This window comes from Pseudomonas sp. HLS-6 (genome assembly GCF_002753995.1).
GTDB classification, from domain to species: domain Bacteria; phylum Pseudomonadota; class Gammaproteobacteria; order Pseudomonadales; family Pseudomonadaceae; genus Aquipseudomonas; species Aquipseudomonas defluvii.
The window spans coordinates 4701662-4719849 of record NZ_CP024478.1; the positions used below are offsets into that span (position 1 = coordinate 4701662).

Annotated in this window: 20 protein-coding genes; 6 read left to right on the top strand and 14 right to left on the bottom strand. The window is 58.6% G+C overall.

The window, feature by feature from the left end; genetic code table 11:
• Positions 1–156: 156 nt before the first annotated feature.
• A complete protein-coding gene (argC, locus tag CS390_RS22195) occupies positions 157–1191 on the bottom strand; it encodes an N-acetyl-gamma-glutamyl-phosphate reductase (RefSeq protein WP_065759006.1) in 1035 nt (344 codons plus the stop codon).
• Between the two features lie 149 nt (positions 1192–1340).
• On the opposite strand from argC, the gene hemJ reads away from it, so the two are divergent.
• The 5 genes from hemJ (at position 1341) to CS390_RS22220 (ending at position 4836) form a co-directional block, all read left to right on the top strand.
• The gene (gene hemJ / locus CS390_RS22200) at positions 1341–1766 is read left to right on the top strand and encodes a protoporphyrinogen oxidase HemJ (protein WP_065759007.1); all 426 of its coding nucleotides are present in this window, start codon (positions 1341–1343) and stop codon (positions 1764–1766) included.
• A gap of 125 nt (positions 1767–1891) precedes the next feature.
• Positions 1892–2674 (top strand): SDR family oxidoreductase, encoded by a 783-nt coding sequence (locus tag CS390_RS22205; RefSeq protein WP_065759008.1) that lies wholly within the window; start codon positions 1892–1894, stop codon positions 2672–2674.
• A 64-nt stretch (positions 2675–2738) separates the two neighbouring features.
• Positions 2739–3077 (top strand): histidine triad nucleotide-binding protein, encoded by a 339-nt coding sequence (locus tag CS390_RS22210; protein WP_028942126.1) that lies wholly within the window; start codon positions 2739–2741, stop codon positions 3075–3077.
• Between the two features lie 65 nt (positions 3078–3142).
• Positions 3143–3790 (top strand): 2-polyprenyl-3-methyl-6-methoxy-1,4-benzoquinone monooxygenase, encoded by a 648-nt coding sequence (gene coq7 / locus CS390_RS22215; protein ID WP_099775979.1) that lies wholly within the window; start codon positions 3143–3145, stop codon positions 3788–3790.
• Between the two features lie 5 nt (positions 3791–3795).
• Entirely contained in the window at positions 3796–4836 is a 1041-nt protein-coding gene (locus CS390_RS22220) for a DUF2157 domain-containing protein (RefSeq protein ID WP_065759049.1), read from the top strand.
• 77 nt (positions 4837–4913) lie between these two features.
• On the opposite strand, the gene speD is transcribed toward CS390_RS22220, so the two are convergent.
• Both speD and CS390_RS22230 read right to left on the bottom strand, forming a co-directional pair.
• Entirely contained in the window at positions 4914–5708 is a 795-nt protein-coding gene (gene speD / locus CS390_RS22225) for an adenosylmethionine decarboxylase (protein ID WP_065759010.1), read from the bottom strand.
• 232 nt (positions 5709–5940) lie between these two features.
• Positions 5941–6363 carry an OsmC family protein gene (locus CS390_RS22230; RefSeq protein WP_065759011.1) on the bottom strand — a complete coding sequence of 141 codons (423 nt, stop codon included), beginning with the start codon at positions 6361–6363 and terminating at the stop codon, positions 5941–5943.
• Between the two features lie 188 nt (positions 6364–6551).
• On the opposite strand from CS390_RS22230, the gene crp reads away from it, so the two are divergent.
• Positions 6552–7196, top strand: a complete 645-nt coding sequence (crp, locus tag CS390_RS22235; protein ID WP_065759012.1) for a cAMP-activated global transcriptional regulator CRP — start codon at positions 6552–6554, stop codon at positions 7194–7196.
• Here the strand turns inward: crp and CS390_RS22240 are convergent.
• The 11 genes from CS390_RS22240 to CS390_RS22290 all read right to left on the bottom strand — a co-directional run bounded on the left by CS390_RS22240 (position 7193) and on the right by CS390_RS22290 (position 18025).
• On the bottom strand, positions 7193–7897 hold the full coding sequence (locus tag CS390_RS22240) for a lipoate--protein ligase family protein (protein WP_065759013.1): 705 nt from the start codon (positions 7895–7897) through the stop codon (positions 7193–7195). The two genes, crp and CS390_RS22240, sit on opposite strands and share 4 nt — an antisense overlap.
• A 53-nt stretch (positions 7898–7950) precedes the next feature.
• Positions 7951–8787, bottom strand: a complete 837-nt coding sequence (gene trpC, locus CS390_RS22245) for an indole-3-glycerol phosphate synthase TrpC (protein ID WP_065759014.1) — start codon at positions 8785–8787, stop codon at positions 7951–7953.
• Positions 8784–9833, bottom strand: a complete 1050-nt coding sequence (gene trpD / locus CS390_RS22250) for an anthranilate phosphoribosyltransferase (RefSeq protein ID WP_065759015.1) — start codon at positions 9831–9833, stop codon at positions 8784–8786. Before trpD ends, trpC begins: the two co-directional genes overlap by 4 nt.
• Positions 9834–9842: 9 nt before the next feature.
• Positions 9843–10436 carry an aminodeoxychorismate/anthranilate synthase component II gene (locus CS390_RS22255; RefSeq protein WP_065759050.1) on the bottom strand — a complete coding sequence of 198 codons (594 nt, stop codon included), beginning with the start codon at positions 10434–10436 and terminating at the stop codon, positions 9843–9845.
• A gap of 62 nt (positions 10437–10498) precedes the next feature.
• The gene (trpE, locus tag CS390_RS22260; RefSeq protein WP_065759016.1) at positions 10499–11980 is read right to left on the bottom strand and encodes an anthranilate synthase component I; all 1482 of its coding nucleotides are present in this window, start codon (positions 11978–11980) and stop codon (positions 10499–10501) included.
• 69 nt (positions 11981–12049) lie between these two features.
• Positions 12050–12865: a phosphoglycolate phosphatase gene (locus tag CS390_RS22265; protein ID WP_065759017.1), complete on the bottom strand. Its 816-nt coding sequence runs from the start codon at positions 12863–12865 to the stop codon at positions 12050–12052.
• Positions 12862–13536, bottom strand: coding sequence for a ribulose-phosphate 3-epimerase (gene rpe, locus CS390_RS22270; protein WP_065759018.1), 675 nt, complete (start codon positions 13534–13536; stop codon positions 12862–12864). The genes CS390_RS22265 and rpe overlap by 4 nt, the downstream gene beginning before the upstream one ends.
• 138 nt (positions 13537–13674) lie before the next feature.
• Positions 13675–14502, bottom strand: a complete 828-nt coding sequence (locus tag CS390_RS22275; RefSeq protein ID WP_065759019.1) for an ABC transporter permease — start codon at positions 14500–14502, stop codon at positions 13675–13677.
• Positions 14503–14513: 11 nt separating this feature from the next.
• On the bottom strand, positions 14514–15761 hold the full coding sequence (locus tag CS390_RS22280) for an ABC transporter permease (protein WP_065759020.1): 1248 nt from the start codon (positions 15759–15761) through the stop codon (positions 14514–14516).
• A 65-nt stretch (positions 15762–15826) separates the two neighbouring features.
• Entirely contained in the window at positions 15827–16861 is a 1035-nt protein-coding gene (locus tag CS390_RS22285) for an ABC transporter substrate-binding protein (protein WP_065759021.1), read from the bottom strand.
• Positions 16862–16900: 39 nt separating this feature from the next.
• Positions 16901–18025, bottom strand: coding sequence for an ABC transporter ATP-binding protein (locus CS390_RS22290; RefSeq protein WP_065759022.1), 1125 nt, complete (start codon positions 18023–18025; stop codon positions 16901–16903).
• Positions 18026–18188: the final 163 nt, after the last annotated feature.

An 18188-nucleotide genomic window follows, 5' to 3' on the forward strand; every position in this document is an offset into this window, starting at 1 on the left:
CTGACTATCTCCCGGCGCTGTGCCGCCATAATGCGTGATGACAGGCATTATCCGCTTCTCCGAGAAAATTGGTCAAGAATTGAAGCAGACCCACGCCACACGTGAAACGACACTGCAAGCGTCTCCCACGTGTGGTTTCCCGCACTTTAAAGGTGATTAAGGCAACAGCCCCGCATGAGACAGACCCATGCGCTCGTCCAGGCCAAAAAGGATGTTCAGGTTCTGTACCGCCTGACCCGACGCGCCCTTGACCAGGTTATCGATGACCGAGAGCACTACGACCAGGTCACCACCTTGTGGCCGATGAACCGCAATACGGCAAACGTTGGCACCCCGCACGCTACGGGTTTCCGGGTGGCTGCCGGCTGGCATGACATCGACAAACGGCTCATCTGCATAACGTTTTTCGAACAGCGCTTGCAGGTCAACCGAGGTATCGGCAACGGTGGCGTACAGGGTCGAGTGGATACCCCGGATCATTGGCGTCAGATGCGGCACAAAGGTCAGACCGACATCACCACCGGCAGCACGGCGCAAGCCTTGGCTAATTTCTGGGAGGTGACGGTGCCCTTTGACCGCGTATGCCTTCATGCTTTCACCGGCTTCGCAGAACAGCGACCCTACGCTGGCGCCACGGCCAGCACCACTGACACCGGACTTGCAGTCGGCGATCAGGCGCGAGGTATCAGCAATGCCGGCCTCAAGCAGTGGCAGGAATCCCAATTGGGTAGCGGTTGGATAGCAACCTGGGACGGCAATCAGGCGAGCCTGGCGAATCTGCTCACGGTTGACCTCGGGTAAGCCATAGACCGCATCCTTGAGCAGTTCAGGTGCACCGTGTGGCTGGCCATACCACTTGGCCCACTCGTCAGCATCCTGCAAACGGAAGTCCGCAGAGAGGTCGATCACCTTGGTACCGGCTGCCAGGAGCTCCCCAGCCAGCGCATGGGCTACACCATGTGGCGTGGCAAAGAAGACCACGTCGCATGCTGCCAATGCCTTGCTGTCGGGCACGCTGAAGGCAAGGCCATCGTAGTGGCCGCGCAGGTTCGGGTACATGTCGGCGACGGCCAGCCCTGCTTCTGATCGCGATGTGATCACCGCCACCTCTGCCTGTGGATGCTGTGCCAACAGACGCAGCAGCTCGACACCAGTGTAACCCGTGCCGCCGACGATACCGACCTTGACCATAACGCGTGCCCCTTCTGAACGAACCGACTGTAGAGTGTAAAGCCAGCGATAATATGGGGCTGTCGCTTTGGTAACAACCGTTGAGATGACGGGGGCCACCCACAGCCACTACTATCCGACCACCGTGAACCCTGAAGGAACTGCAAAACATGCTTTATCTATGGATCAAGGCCCTACACATCGTCAGCGTGGTGTGCTGGTTTGCCGGGCTGTTCTATTTGCCCCGGCTCTTCGTCTATCACGCCCAGAGCCAGGACAGCATCAGCCAGGAACGTTTCGTGACCATGGAGCGCAAGCTGTACCGGGGCATCATGGGGCCGGCGATGATCGCCACTTTCATCTTTGGCATCTGGCTGCTTAGCTTGAACCCCGGCTTCATGAGCCAAGGCTGGATGCACGCCAAGCTGACACTTATCGTGCTGTTGACCGGCTACCACCATATGTGCGGCGCCCAGCTGAAACGCTTTGCACGTGGAGAAAACACTCGCAGCCACGTCTACTACCGCTGGTTCAATGAGGTGCCCGTGCTGATTCTGCTGGGTATCGTCATCCTGGTGGTGGTCAAACCGTTCTAAGCCGAACCTCGTCGGCTACTACCCGCACTGCAGGCGCAACGCCTGTACGTAGCGGTAGTGGCTGCGCCGACCCCAACCTGTAAACTACGCGCCTTGAACAACGCCCCCCCTGATTGGAGAACTGCATGACCCGTTACGCCATGATCACCGGTGCCTCCAGCGGCCTCGGCCTGGCACTGGCCGAAGCACTGGCCAGGCGGGGGCGCAACCTGATTCTGGTGGCACGACAACGCGACCTGCTTGAACCTGTCGCCATCGAACTGACTCAACGTTTCGGTGTAGAAGTTCTTTTCCGCGCCTGCGATCTCGGCGAGCCGCTGCGTCTGTCTGGCTTTCTACTTGAGCTCGAAGAAGGCGAACGGCAAATCGATCTGCTGGTGAACTGTGCGGGCATCCGCTCCTATGGTCCGTTCCTCGCTCAGGAATGGGCAGACGAGCAGGACCTGATCGAAGTGAACATTCTCGCCCTTACCCGCCTTTGCCACGCGCTGGGTAACGCCATGGCGGTTCAGGGCGGAGGGCAGATCCTCAACGTTGCCTCCCTCGCGGCGTTTGCGCCTGGCCCCTGGATGAGCAGCTATGCCGCAAGCAAGGCGTATGTTCTGCACTTCTCCGAAGGGCTACGCGAAGAACTCAAGCGCACCGGCATCAAGGTTTCAGTCCTCTGCCCCGGCCCGGTGCGCTCGTCCAGACGCCGTATTCCACGCCTGGACAACAGCAAGCGCTGCCTGAGCGCCGAGGAAGTGGCGCTGTATACCGTTCGAGCGCTGGAAAAAAACCGCGCTTTGATCCTTCCCGGTCGGCGCAATCGCTGGCTTGCATTCAGCCCGCGAATGCTCTCGCGCTGGCTCACACGCAAGCTGGCCGGTGCCATCAACCAACGCTATCGCCCAAGCAGAATCGAATAGAGGCTGGGCGGCAGGCCCTGCGCTGAGTACACTCAGGCCAGACTACCACCATGGAGCAAGCGTTGTGGAGACTCTCTTCACCAAGATCATCAACCGGGAGATCCCGGCCAAGATCATCTACGAGGACGACCAGGTTCTGGCCTTCCACGATATCGCACCACAGGCCCCCGTACACTTTCTGGTTATCCCGAAAAAGCCTATCCGTACCCTCAATGACCTGACCGAAGAAGACAAAGGCCTGGCTGGCCATATCCTCTTCACCGCTCAGCGCCTGGCCAAAGAGCTGGGCTGCGAAGACGGTTTTCGCGTGGTCATGAACTGCAATGAGCTGGGCGGTCAGACCGTCTACCACATCCATATGCACGTGCTCGGTCAACGCCAGATGCACTGGCCGCCGGGCTGATCCAACGCAAGCCGTGTCATCTGGATTGGGGTAAACTATCGGGCACATTCTTGCGGAGGTGCCCGATGGCTACCGAACGTCACTACTCGCCGCTCGACCGCTTGTTGCTGCAGGCCGACACTGCCATGCGCACCTTGCTGCCCTTCAGCGGCCAACCTTCCCGCCCGTCTCCGGCGATCATCCAGCCCGACAGTGACATGGACGACGAACAAACGCGCCATGTAGCGGGCCTGATGCGCATCAACCATACCGGCGAGGTCTGTGCTCAAGCGCTGTATCAAGGCCAGGCACTGACGGCAAAGCTGCCGCAGGTACGCAAGGCAATGGAACATGCAGCCGAAGAAGAAATCGATCACCTGGCCTGGTGCGAACAGCGCATTCGCCAACTTGGCAGCCACCCCAGTGTGCTAAACCCGTTGTTCTATGGCATGTCATTCGGCATCGGCGCAGTGGCCGGGCTGATCAGCGACAAAGTCAGCCTGGGGTTCGTCGCAGCTACCGAGCATCAAGTGTGCAAGCACCTGGATGAGCACCTGGAGCAAATTCCAGCCGAAGATGAGAAATCACGGGCTATCCTCGAGCAGATGCGCATCGATGAAGCACACCACGCCGAGTCCGCACTGGACGCTGGGGGCTTCCGCTTCCCTGCGCCGATCAAGTTCGGGATGAGCCTTATGGCAAAGGTCATGACTAAAAGCACCTACCGTATGTGACCATCATGGCTGACCGCTTCGATGCTCAAGATCTTGCCCGTGCCGTAGCTGCGGGGATTCTCCAGCCAGGCCAGGATCAGGCCCTGCTGGACTTTCTCAAGCAGCAACCGCAAGAGCGTGCCAGCTTCCAACTGGCGCATGTCGCCTATTACTTTGGCGCACTACTGATCATGGGCGCCATGGGCTGGCTATTGACCGAAGCCTGGATGAGTATCGGTGACAGCGCCCTGCTGCTGGTCGCACTGAGCTACATCGCCCTGCTCACCCTGGCCGGCAAGGCCATGCACCGCAGTGGGCAGGTAATCCCTGGTGGGCTGCTCGCTGCCGTGGCGGTGAGCATTGTGCCGTTGGCAGTGTTCGCACTCGAACGCCTTAGCGGTTTCTGGCCCATGGACGACAGCCAAGGTGACTACCAGAACTACTACCGTTATGTACAAGGTGGGTGGTTGTTGATGGAAGTTGCGGCAGTGGTTGCCGGCCTGCTGATGCTGCGCCTGGTGCCCTTCCCGTTTATTGTGATGCCAATGGCGATCGCCCTCTGGTTCATGTCAATGGACCTGACCGAGTGGGTCTACGGTGACGGATTCAGTTGGGATCAGCGTCGAGAAGTCTCGCTGTGGTTCGGCCTCGGTTTGCTGCTGGTATGCGTCTGGATTGATGGGCGCAGCCGCCAGGACTATGCCTTCTGGGGCTATCTGGCCGGGCTCGCAGCCTTCTGGGGCGGTTTGACATTGATGGACAGCGGCAGCGAATGGGGCAAGGCCATGTACTGCCTGATCAACCTTGGCTTGATGGCCGTGGCTCTTTTGCTGCGCCGCCCCGTGTTCATGGTGTTCGGGGCACTGGGTGTGGCGGCTTACCTGGGGTACCTGTCCTATGATGTGTTCGCTGACTCACTGCTGTTCCCGCTGGTACTGAGCCTGATCGGGATCGCGATTATTGGCCTTGGCGTGTTCTACCAGAAACACCGCGAGCGCTTGAGTACCGCCCTACGTACCCTGCTGCCAACTGCCATCGTGGATTTTCTGCCCGGATTGCGCCGCTAAATGCAGCGCAACAACCGGAGCAACTGACGAAAATAAAAAAGGGGCCCTCGCAAGGGCCCCTTTTTTTGCCTGGAAATTTACGCTGGCATGTTGCGAGCGTAAAAGATTTCCAGCATTTCGTGTTTTACACGCTCAGTCACCTGCGCGCGCTGTTCTGCAGACAAGTTGTTGGTCGCGTCGCCGAACAGGTAGTTGTCCAGTTCGAAGTCCTTGAGCAGCATCTTGGTGTGGAACAGGTTCTCCTGATACACATTGACGTCCGTCAACTGGTAAGCGGACTTGGTATCTTCAGAGAGGTAGTTCTGGATCGAGTTGATCTCGTGATCGATGAAGTGCTTCTTCCCTTCGATGTCACGGGTGAAACCGCGCACACGGTAATCCACAGTCACGATGTCCGAATCGAACTGGTGAATCAGGTAGTTGAGCGCCTTGAGCGGTGAAATAACCCCGCAGGTCGACACATCGATATCCACACGGAAGGTAGCGATGCCATCCACCGGATGAATTTCCGGGTAGGTGTGAACAGTGATATGGCTCTTGTCGAGGTGGGCCAGAATGGTATCTGGCAATGGGCCCGGCGACTCTTCGATCTGGCTGTCGGTCGGGGTGACCGGTTGTTCAGAGATCAGAATGGTCACGCTGGCGCCTTGTGGCTCGTAATCCTGACGGGCAATGTTCAGGATATTGGCACCAATGATATCAACCACATCGGTGAGAATCTGCGTCAGGCGTTCGGCGTCGTACTCTTGGTTGATGTACTCGACGTAGGCCTGCAGGTCCTGAGGGGACTCTGCATAGCAGATATCATAGATGTTGAAGCTCAAGGTCTTTGTCAGGTTGTTGAACCCGTGGAGCTTGAGTTTGCTTTTCACCGTTGAAAACTCTCTATATGTGTGCGGCCCGGCCGCGTGATCAAGCATGCCCGTCAGATGCGAACGACGCACCTGCGTAGGACGGTTAACACCTCTTCGCGATGGCGATTTTGGTTGTCTGGTCGGAGCAGGTCCGAGACAGGGCCAAAGCCCTGAAAAAGGGGCGCATTATGCAGACCTGAAGCCCGGTCTGCCAGAGTGTGCGCCGCTTTTATGATAGTTGAATGTCGACTCAACCCAGCTCGACGATTTCATAGGCGTGAGTAATCTCGACACCCGCACGCCCCAGCATGATCGAAGCCGAGCAATACTTCTCGGCAGACAGCTCAACCGCACGTTTGACCTGAGCCTCTTTCAAACCACGGCCCTTGACCACAAAGCGCAGATGTATCTTGGTGAATACCTTGGGGTCTTCACTCGCACGCTCAGCCTCCAGGAACGCTTCACAGCTTTCTACTGCCTGCCGCGACTTCTTCAAGATGCTGACCACATCGAAGTTGCTGCAACCGCCCAGACCCAGCAGCAGCATCTCCATCGGCCGAACGCCCAGATTACGCCCGCCACTCTCCGGCGGACCATCCATGACCACCACATGGCCACTGCCTGACTCGCCGAGAAACATGGCTTCGCCAGCCCACTGGATACGCGCCTTCATACCTGGACTCCATTAAACATGAAAAAGGCTGCCAGCTTAGACCCTGCGGGCACGTCGGAAAAGCTAAGCGTTCAAGGAAATGTGCCGATACAGGAACACGCGTCTGATAAGCTGACGCCAAATCACTGGCGCAAAAGCCAGGCTACTTACAAAAGTGTCCACGCATCGCTTCTTTCCGGAATTCAGCCATGGTTGCCTTGAACCTCCCAGCCAAGATCAAGAACATCGACAAGTTGCTTGCTCATTGTCAGCGTCGGCATTTCACCGCCAAGAGCAACATCATTTGCGCGGGCGACGAGGCTCATACCCTGTGGTACATCGTCAAGGGTTCGGTGACCATCCTGATCGAGGATGATGAAGGCCATGAGATGATCATCGCCTACCTCAACAGTGGCGACTTCTTTGGTGAACTTGGGCTCTTTGAACCCGAGGGCAAAGAACAGCAACGCAGTGCCTGGGTACGCGCCAAAAGCGAATGTGAAGTGGCCGAAATCACCTATGAGAAATTTCGCGAGCTGGCCCGCCAGGACCCGGACATTCTCTACGCGCTCGGCAGCCAGATGGCACAACGCCTGCGTAACACGACTCGCAAGGTAGGCGACCTGGCCTTTTTCGACGTCACCGGACGCGTAGCCCGCTGCCTGCTGGAGCTATGCAAGCAACCCGACGCAATGACCCACCCGGACGGTATGCAGATCAAGATAACCCGCCAGGAAATCGGCCGGATCGTCGGATGCTCACGGGAGATGGTCGGCCGCGTGCTAAAGGATCTTGAAGAACGCAGCCTGGTTCAGGTCAAGGGCAAGACCATGGTGGTCTACGGTACCCGCTAGTCTTTCGCGATACCCGCAAGCACCGCGCCATAGGCCTGCGCCAACTGTGTAAACAGTGGGGCCTCGGGTACCACTTCGTGCAGGGCAATGTGGCTATCGGCCAGACAACGTTGCTCCAGCTCGCAACACTCATTGAACCGGTTCACTGCGGCGACCATCGTTTCGCGCTCGTTATCCAGCAGCAGTGCACCGTGCACCAGCACGACAGGCCGCTTGCCATTGAGCCCCTGACGCCAGCGCTGAGCCGTACCGACCAGTTTGCGACCATTAAGGTTGACGTTGTAACGACCATCGCAGAACGCCCCCTCGATCTCTCCGACCGAAGCAACCCCGCCCCACTCACGCAGGGCCTCGCACAAGGGTTGGCAAAGTCGCTCATAGGCGCTTTCGATCCGCCCATGATCACCCTCACTGCGCGGCGCAACATAGACCAGGGCAATGTTGATGACCGCTGGTGATTGCGGTACAGGCTCGCCGCCAGTCTCTCGCAACAATATCGGCCAGCCGGCAATCGCCAGTTCCGCACAGGCCGCCTCGAAGCCCTCCAGGCGACTCATGCGCCGAGGCATGACCAAGGCCCGGTCAGTCGGGCGCCAGAACAACACACCATGGTCTTGCTCACCTCGACACACAGCGGCCAGCAAATCCTGCTCGGCACGCAGGCCAGCTTCAACGGTCACGGCAACAGGTTGATCGTTCATCGCATTAACCTTGTCGATACAAAAAAGCCGGCATCGCCGGCTTCAGGGGTTGATCAGTCCAGACCTGGAACCTGGTTCTGTGGCACACGCTCAGGAAAGAACAGACGCTGCAGTTCATAACCTGGATTGTCCGCGCGCATGAACGCTTCGCCGACCAGGAAGGAATACACCTCATTGACTTCCATCAGCTCGACGTCGGCACGGGTCAGAATGCCGCTTTCAGTAATTGCCAGACGATCACGCGGAATGCGTGGCAACAGGTCGAGCGTCGTTTCCAGGCTCACCTCAAAGGTGTGCAGGTTACGGTTGTTGACACCAACCAGCGGGGTATCAAGGACGCTCAATGCCCGATCGAGCTCATCACCATCATGCACTTCGACCAATACATCGAGGCCGACACCTTTGGCAGTGGCCGCCAGCTCAGCCATCTTCACGTCGTCCAACGCGGAAACGATCAGCAGTACGCAGTCAGCACCCAGGGCTCGCGCTTCGACGATCTGGTAAGGATCGATCATGAAATCCTTGCGGATAACGGGCAAGGCACAAGCCGCTCGGGCCTGCTGCAAATACACATCAGCGCCCTGGAAGTAGTCGATGTCGGTCAGTACCGACAGGCAGGTTGCCCCACCCTTCTGGTAACTGACCGCGATGTCGGCCGGAACGAAGTGCTCGCGAATGACACCCTTGCTCGGCGAAGCTTTCTTGATTTCAGCAATAACCGCTGGCTGCTTGCGTGCCGCCTGCTCGATCAGCGCCTTGGCAAAACCACGAGGCGCATCGGCGCTGGCCGCCAGACGCTCAAGTTCGGCCAGGCTCACCCGGGCACTGCGCTCAGCGACTTCTTCGACCTTGCGCGCGAGGATTTTTTCCAGAACCGTCGGCACACTCATCCTTCATTCTCCTGCTTGAATACAGCGGTAAACGCACCCAGCTCCTCAAGTTTTTCGCGGGCAAGACCGGTGTGCAGCGCATCATGTGCCAACGCGACGCCCTCTTTGAGCGAAGAGGCGTGGTCTGCGGCGTACAGTGCTGCGCCCGCATTAAGCACGATCATTTCTGCAGCCTTCTGACCGTTTTCAGTCTTGCGTCGGCCCAAGGCATCGCGAATCAGCTCCAGCGAAGCCGCCGGGCTTTCAACCGACAGCCCATGCAGACTCTGGCTTTTCATGCCAAGGTCTTCAGGCTCGACCCAATACTCGGTAATCTGGTCGTTCTTCAATTCCGCCACAAAGGTCGGCGCGGCCAGGCTGAACTCGTCCAGACCGTCCTTTGAATGCACCACCAGTACATGTTTGCTGCCCAAGCGTTGCAGCACTTCGGCCAACGGCCGGCACAGCGCTTGACTAAACACACCGACCACCTGGTGCTTCACGCCGGCAGGATTCGTCAGCGGGCCAATCATGTTGAACAGGGTGCGCAACCCCAGATCACGGCGAGGGCCGGCAGCGTGCTTCATTGCCCCATGGTGCGACTGGGCAAACATGAAGCCGATACCAACGCTGTCAATGCAACGAGCCACTTGAACCGGGGTCAGGTTCAGGTAGATACCGGCGGCCTCAAGCAGGTCGGCACTGCCACTCTTGCCCGAAACGGCACGGTTACCATGCTTGGCAACCGTGCAACCCGCCGCTGCCACCACAAATGACGAGGCAGTAGAGACATTAAAGATGTTCGCGCCGTCGCCGCCGGTGCCGACGACATCGACAACACCGGCAAGGGTGTTGAGTTCAACTTTATCCGCCAGCTCACGCATCGCCGAGACGGCACCGACGATTTCGTCAATGCTCTCGCTCTTCATGCGCAGCCCCATCATGAAAGCGCCGATCTGCGCTTCGGTGCATTGGCCGGTCATGATCTGACGCATGACGTCGCGCATTTCATCGGTGGAGAGGTCCAACTGACTGACGATACGGGCCAGCGCGCTCTTGATATCCATGTTCGATCCTTAGCGGTGGCCGCCGCTCTGCTTGAGGAAGTTGGCGAACAGCTCGTGGCCCTGTTCAGTGAGGATCGACTCAGGGTGGAACTGCACCCCTTCGATGTTCAGCGTCTTGTGCCGCAGGCCCATGATTTCATCGACAGAACCATCTGCCAGCGCAGTCCAGGCGGTGACCTCAAGACACTCCGGCAAGGTTTCGCGCTTGACCACCAGCGAGTGGTAGCGGGTTACGGTGAGCGGATTGTTCAGGCCCGCAAATACGCCGAGGTCGCGGTGGAACACAGGGCTGGTTTTGCCGTGCATCACCTGACGGGCACGCACCACGTCCCCGCCAAAGGCCTGGCCGATGGACTGGTGGCCCAGGCAGACACCGAGAATGGGCAGTTTCCCGGCAAAATACTTGATTGCCTCCAGCGACACACCCGCTTCAGTTGGGGTGCAAGGGCCGGGGGAAACAACGATGCGTTCAGGCTTGAGCGCCTCGATCTGGGCGATGGTCAGTTCGTCATTGCGAATGACCTTGACCTCTGCACCCAACTCGCCAAGGTACTGCACGACGTTGTAGGTGAAGGAGTCGTAGTTGTCGATCATCAGTAACATCTGGTCAACCTCTTGAGTCTGCTGACTCTGAATACCTGTCTTGCGCCGAAAAGGCGCCATCTTCACTGGCGTGGCGTCTGCTCGGCCAAGGCTACGGCCCGGAACATCGCGCGGCGCTTGTTGATGGTTTCTTCCCACTCCAGCGCGGGCACCGAGTCGGCGACGATGCCGCCACCGGCCTGGACATGCAACTCGCCGTCCTTGATCACCGCCGTGCGGATCGCGATGGCGGTATCCATGTTGCCGTTCCAGGCGAGGTAACCGACCGCACCGCCATACACGCCGCGCTTTACCGGCTCCAGCTCATCGATGATCTCCATCGCACGGATCTTCGGCGCACCCGACAAGGTACCCGCCGGAAGAATCGCGCGTAGCGCATCCATAGCCGAAAGACCTTCCTTCAGTTGACCAGTAACGTTAGAGACAATATGCATCACATTGGAGTAGCGCTCGATCACCATTTTCTCGGTGACCTTGACCGAGCCGGTTTCGGATACCCGACCGGTGTCGTTACGCCCCAGATCAATCAGCATCAGGTGCTCGGCGATTTCCTTGTCATCGGACAGCAGGTCTTCTTCCAGGGCACGGTCGGCTTCTTCGGTTGCACCGCGTGGACGAGTACCGGCGATTGGACGTACGGTGACCAGGTTGTCCTCGACGCGCACCAGTACTTCCGGCGAACTGCCAACGACGTGGAAGTCGCCAAAGTTGAAGAAGTACATGTACGGCGTCGGGTTGAAGCAGCGCAGCGCACGGTACAGGTCGATAGGCGCGGCACTGAAATCAATGGACATACGCTGCGACGGCACAACCTGCATGCAGTCGCCCGCCAGGATGTACTCCTTGATGGTATCGACAGCACGCTCGTAGTCGTCCTGCGTGAAACTGGAGCGGAATGCGGGCTCGGCAGCCTGCAACCCCTTGAAATCCAGGCCACGGCGCGGCGTGATCGGCTGACGCAGTTGCTCGAGTAATTGCTCGAGGCGCGCCTGACCTTCTTCGTAGGCGTTTTCCTGCGCCGGGTCGACCAGCACGATTGCATGGATCTTGCTGGCCAGGTTGTCGAACACCACGACGGCATCAGAAACCATCAGCAAAATATCCGGCACACCCAACGGGTCTGGATTCGGGCATTTGCCCAGGCGCTTTTCCACATAGCGCACGCAGTCATAGCCAAAGTACCCCACCAGACCGCCGTCGAAACGCGGCAGACCAGCGATCGTTGGCACCTTGTAGCGATCTTTGAAGGCCTCGACGAATGCCAACGGATCGTCGACATCATGCTGCTCGACTTCTACACCGTCATGGCTGATGCGAACCTGATAGTCATGCACACGCAACACCGTGCGGCACGGCAAGCCAATGATGGAATAACGCCCCCATTTTTCCCCGCCCTGCACGGATTCGAGCAGGTAGGAGTTGGGCTGGTCGGCCAGCTTCAGGTAAATGGACAGCGGCGTATCGAAGTCGGCCAGGGTTTCGCAGGCAAGCGGAATGCGGTTGTAGCCGGCTGCGGCCAGGCGCAGGAATTCTTCGCGGGTCATGATAGCCTCGTGGCAAGGAGCTATGGGTCGGGCAAGCAAACGTGCCGGGTCAAGCCGGCTAGATAGAAGTCAGGCGCGCCAACGCCAACGGGCCAGTGCCTTGATGACTTTCATCCAGAGTTTGCAGGTGACCACCACGATGGAATCTCTATCAGGGGGGGATTGAACGTCCGACATTAGCTCAGTGTCTGCTTCTAAGCAACCAGGCAAGAGTGCACGAAGGTCATCAATCACCAATGTGGGTGACTCCTCGGCTATCGGACGACCATGGTTATAGCCATAGCTGAGTGCAACACACTTGACGCCAGCAGCCTTCGCCGCCAGCACATCGCTGCGCGAATCACCGACAAACAGCGCGTTTTCTGGCGGCACATTCGCCATTTTCATAACGAACATCAGCGCTGCCGGGTCTGGCTTCTGCTGCGGCAAGGTATCGCCGCCGATGATCCAGCGAAAATAACGGCCGATTTTCATCTGGTCCAGTAACGGGCCAACAAAGCGTTCAGGCTTGTTGGTGATCAGAGCCATTTCCACGCCCTGCTTGCGCAACCAACGCAGCGTATCCTTCACGCCAGGGTAAACCGCCGACAGCGCATGGTTTTCAGCATAGGCCTGCATGAAAATCTCCAGGCCCTTCTCCGCCTCGTCTTCATCGACGGCGGAGTGATCCAGGCCACCGGCCAAGGCGCGGCGTACCAGTACCGCAGCGCCGTTACCGACCCATTGGCGTACAGCCTCAAGGCCAACCGGACGACGGCCCATTTCGAGCAGCATCTGGTCCACAGCGACCGCCAGGTCCGGTACGGAGTCGATCAGCGTGCCATCCAGATCGAACATTACCAGCCTGGGAAGGCTGCCCGGGAACAGCTGCTCGAAACCACTCATGGCCGTGCCAAAGCCAGTTCAGCATGCATTTTGGCGATGACTTCGCGGTAGTCCGGCGCATTGAAGATCGCAGAGCCCGCAACAAAGGTGTCAGCGCCAGCAGCAGCGATCTCGCGGATGTTGTTGACGTTGACGCCGCCATCGATTTCCAGACGGATATCGCGACCACTGGCCTGGATCAGCGCGCGAGCCTCACGCAGCTTGTCGAGGGTGCCGGGAATGAACTTCTGCCCACCAAAGCCTGGGTTAACGCTCATCAACAGGACCATGTCGACCTTGTCCATGACGTACTTCAAGGCATCGAGCGATGTTGCCGGGTTGAACACCAGGCCCGCCTTGCAGCCACCATCACGGATCAGTTGCAGCGAGCGGTCGATGTGCTGGGAAGCTTCTGGGTGGAAAGTGATGTACGTCGCACCGGCTTCAATGAAATCGCCAATGATGCGATCTACCGGGCTGACCATCAGGTGCACGTCGATCGGCGCGGTGACGCCATACTTGCGCAGCGCACTGCAGACCATCGGGCCGATAGTCAGGTTGGGGACGTAGTGGTTATCCATGACATCGAAGTGAACGATGTCGGCTCCGGCCTCCAGCACATTGTCGACTTCCTCGCCCAGGCGAGCGAAATCGGCAGAGAGAATGGAGGGGGCAATAGCGTAGGGCTGCATGGCGCACCTGTAGGGCAGAAATCACGGTGGTGCGCATTGTAGCTCAAGCGACCGGCCAAGGGCTGACCGGTATCAATCACAGCGACAAACAGGTACCAAGGCGTGCCCCCCAGGTTTTGCACCTGAGGGGCACAGGCATCAAGCCGGCTGCTGGGTGCGCAGTTTTTCGCTACGCCCACGCAACCATTCCAGGGTCAGCAGCAGGAGCACCGAGAATGCAATCAGCAAGGTCGCGGCCGCCGCAATGGTCGGGCTCAGGTTCTCACGGATACCGCTGAACATTTGCCGTGGCAAGGTCGCCTGCTGCGGGCCAGCAAGGAACAGGGTGACCACCACTTCGTCGAACGAGGTCGCAAAGGCGAACAAGGCTCCGGAAATGACGCCAGGTGCAATCAATGGCAGGGTCACACGGCGGAACGCTGTCAATGGCGATGCACCCAGGCTGGCCGCTGCACGCACCAGGTTATGGTTGAAGCCCTGCAGGGTTGCCGAAACCGTGATGATCACAAACGGCACACCCAGCACGGCATGCACCAGGATCAGCGAAATGAAGCTGTTTCCCATGCCCAGCGGTGCGAAGAACAGGTAGCTGGCCACACCGATGATCACCACCGGCACCACCATCGGCGAAATCACCAATGCCATCACCAGCGATTTACCAGGGAAGTCGCCACGGGTCAGGCCAATCGAGGCCAACGTACCGAAGACCATTGCCAGCACCATGGCCGCTGGCGCAACGATGATGCTGTTCTTCAGTGCGCGCATCCACTCCGCCGAAGCGAAGAAGTCCTGATACCAGTGCAGCGAGAAGCCCTGCAGCGGGTAGACCAGAAAACTGCCCGAGTTGAATGACAGTGGAATGATGACCAGCACCGGCAACACCAGGAACAGCAGGATCAGCCCGCAGAGGATACGCAAGCTGTAGAACCAGACCCGCTCGATAGGCGACATGTAAGGACTCAACATGGAAAGGCTCCTCAGCTCAGACGACGGCGGCTTGAACCGACCAGCCAGCTATAGATCAAGTACAACAGCACGGTGGCAAGCAACAGCAAACCGCCCAGCGCCGTGGCCATACCCCAGTTGATACTGGTGTTGGTGTAGAAGGCGACGAAGTAGCTGACCATCTGGTCGTTCGGGCTACCCAGCAACGCCGGGGTGATGTAGTAACCGATCGCCAGGATGAACACCAACAGGCAGCCTGCGCCAACGCCCGCATAGGTTTGTGGGAAGTACACCCGCCAGAAGCTGGCGAAAGGATGGCAACCCAGCGAGATGGCTGCACGCATGTAAGTCGGCGAAATGCCCTTCATCACGCTGTAAATCGGCAGGATCATGAACGGCAGCAGGATATGCACCATGGAGATATACACACCGGTCCGGTTGAACACCAACTCCAGTGGTTTGTCGATGATGCCGATCGCCATCAGTGCGCTGTTGATCAAACCACCAGACTGCAACAGCACGATCCAGGCGGCAACACGCACCAGGATCGAGGTCCAGAACGGCAACAGCACCAGGATCATCAGCAGGTTGCTCTGGCGGGTTGGCAGGTTGGCAAGCAGATACGCCAACGGATAGGCCAACAGCAGACAGATGCCAGTGATGACGAAGCCCATCCACAGGGTACGGGCGAAAATGTCCAGGTAGATCGCCTGGTCAGGGGTAGCCGGGGCCAGCTCGCCCAGATCGTCGATACGATGGTCCAGGGAAGCCAACAGGTAGAACGGGGTGATACTACTGGTGTTACGGCGAATCGCCTGCCAGTAGGCGGGGTCGCCCCAACGCTCGTCCAACTCCTGCAGCGCTTCTTTATAAGAAGCCGGCTCGGCCTTGAACGGAAGGGCACGGGCAGTCTTGGCCAACAGGCTACGGTAGCCAGCCAGCTCCATGTTCAAACGCTTGGACAGGTCGCCCAAGGTCTGGTTCTTGCGCGATTCGGCGAGATCGTCGGCCAATGCCTTGTACACCGGCTCGGCCGGCAGGCTCTTGCCATCCCACTCGCTGACCGCAACGACGGTACGCGGCAAGCCGCTGACCACCTCAGGGTTACCGACACTCTTGTACAACAGCGCAGCGATAGGCACCAGAAACACCAGCAGCAGAAACACTGCCAGAGGTGCGATCAATGCCTGCGCCTTCCAGCGGTTGACCCGCTCGGCATGCGCCAGGCGACGCTTGAGGGAAGGACCGGTGCCTTCGTTCAGGGGCACTGCGATGGCCATAGCGAACTCCGAAAAACTTGATCAAAAGGCGCGTCACCGGAAGGGTGACGCGCCATCAGCACGGCTTACTTGGCTGCCCACGCGTTGAAGCGTTGCTCCAGTTGCTCGCTATTGTCGGCCCAGAACGCCACGTCGATTTGCACCTGATTGGCGATGTTTTCCGGGGTGGTCGGCATGTCTTTCTTGATGCTGTCAGACAACAGGGCGACAGCTTTCGAATTCGCCGGACCGTAAGCGATGTTTTCGGAGTAGGTCTTCTGCTGCTCTGGCTTGACCGAATAGGCGATGAACTTCTTCGCCTCTTCAAGGTTTTTGGCACCCTTTGGAATGGCCCAAGCGTCGAAGTCGTAGATACCGCCGTTCCACACCACCTTCAGGTTGCTTTCTTTCTGAACGGCGGCGATACGACCGTTGTAGGCCGAGCTCATGACCACGTCACCCGAGGCCAGGTACTGCGGTGGTTGAGCACCGGCTTCCCACCACTGGATGCTTGGCTTGAGTTCATCAAGCTTCTTGAAGGCGCGATCCTGGCCTTCCTTGGTCGCCAGCACTTTGTAGACTTCCTTCGGCGCGACACCGTCGGCCATCAAGGCGAATTCCAAGGTGTACTTGGCGCCCTTGCGCAGGCCACGCTTGCCCGGGAATTTCTTGGTATCCCAGAAATCGGCCCAGCTGGTTGGCGCAGATTTCAGTTTGTCGGCGTTGTAGGCCATCACCGTGGACCACACGAAGAAACCTACACCGCACGGCTGAATGGCACCGGGAACATAGTCGGACTCATCACCGAACAGCGCCGGGTCGAGCTCCTCGAACATGCCTTCGTCGCAACCACGCGCCAGCTCTGGCGATTCGACTTCGACCAGGTTCCAGGACACGCTTTTGGTGTCGACCATGGCTTTGACCTTGGCCATCTCGCCGTTGTACTCACCCGCAACAATCTTGCCGTTGCCAGCCTTTTCCCAAGGCTCGTAGAACGCCTTGGTCTGGGCTGCCTTATTCGCGCCCCCAAAGGAAATCACAGTCAGATCGGCCGCCGCCATGGCCTGGGTTGCTGCGAACAGGCCCAAAGAAAGGGCGGTCAACTTCAAGTGCTTGAGCATTATTATTCTCTCCACAGTGCAGGGTTGGTGAAGCAAACCTCAATGGGCTTCCAGGATCGGATCGAGCGCGCGACCGTGCTCGACCTCCCAGCCCAGCGGTACCACATCGCCCACAGCCAGGGCTGGGTCGAGTTCGGCAATCGGCTGCTTCACGAAGAAATCGGCCTTGCCGCAGACTTCCAGGCGCACCCTTACGTGGTCACCCAGGTAGACGAATTCGGCCACGCGGCCGGAGAAACGGTTGACGCAATGTTCGCTATGGCCGTTGAGGCGCACGCGCTCAGGGCGAATCGAAAGGGTTACAGGCTCGCCCGGCTGACCGACGTTGACCGCCAGCGCCTCAATCTTCTCGCCACGCGCCAGTTGCACCTGGCAACGGTCACCGCTCTGGCTGAGCAAACGGCCATTGATACGGTTGTTCTCACCGATGAAGTTGGCAACGAAGGTGTTCTTCGGCTCTTCGTAGAGGGTGCGTGGGTCGGCGATCTGCTGAATCTCGCCTTGATGGAACACCGCCACCCGATCCGACATGGTCAAGGCTTCACCTTGGTCGTGGGTCACATACACCACGGTCACGCCAAGGCGTTGGTGCAGGTGTTTGATTTCCATCTGCATGTGTTCACGCAGCTGCTTGTCCAGCGCGCCGAGCGGTTCGTCCATCAGAACCAGCTGTGGCTCGAACACCAGCGCCCGGGCCAAGGCCACACGCTGCTGCTGACCACCGGAGAGCTGGCCCGGATAACGCTGGGCGAAGGCATCGAGCTGAACCATGTTCAGCACCCGCTTGACCCGCTCACTGATGTCGGTCTTGCTCAGGCCGCGCACGGTCAGCGGGAACGCCAGGTTCTCGGCAACGGTCATGTGCGGGAACAGTGCATAGTTCTGGAACACCATGCCGATGTCACGTTTATGCGGCGGTACATTATTGATCGAGCGACCCGCCAGTTGGATCTCGCCAGCGGTCGGGGTCTCAAAGCCAGCCAACATCATCAGGCTGGTAGTCTTGCCCGAGCCCGAAGGCCCCAACAAGGTGAGAAACTCGCCTTTGCGAATGTCCAGATTGAGGTCTTTGACGATTAGCGACTCGCCATCGTAGCTCTTCTGCACACCACGGAAGCTGACCAGCACTTCGCCGGTTGCAGCGCTCGAATTCACCTCACTCATACCCGTACCTTTTTGTTGGATGACTGCCGTAGCACAAGCCTAGTGAAGGCAAAAGGCAGCGCAAATCGGGGGTGGAGAGAGATTGACATCAGCCGGGTGGAAGGGTTGTTGTAGGGATTGCCCTACAAGGATGGCGTTTTTAGATATCCGCCGACGCTACTGG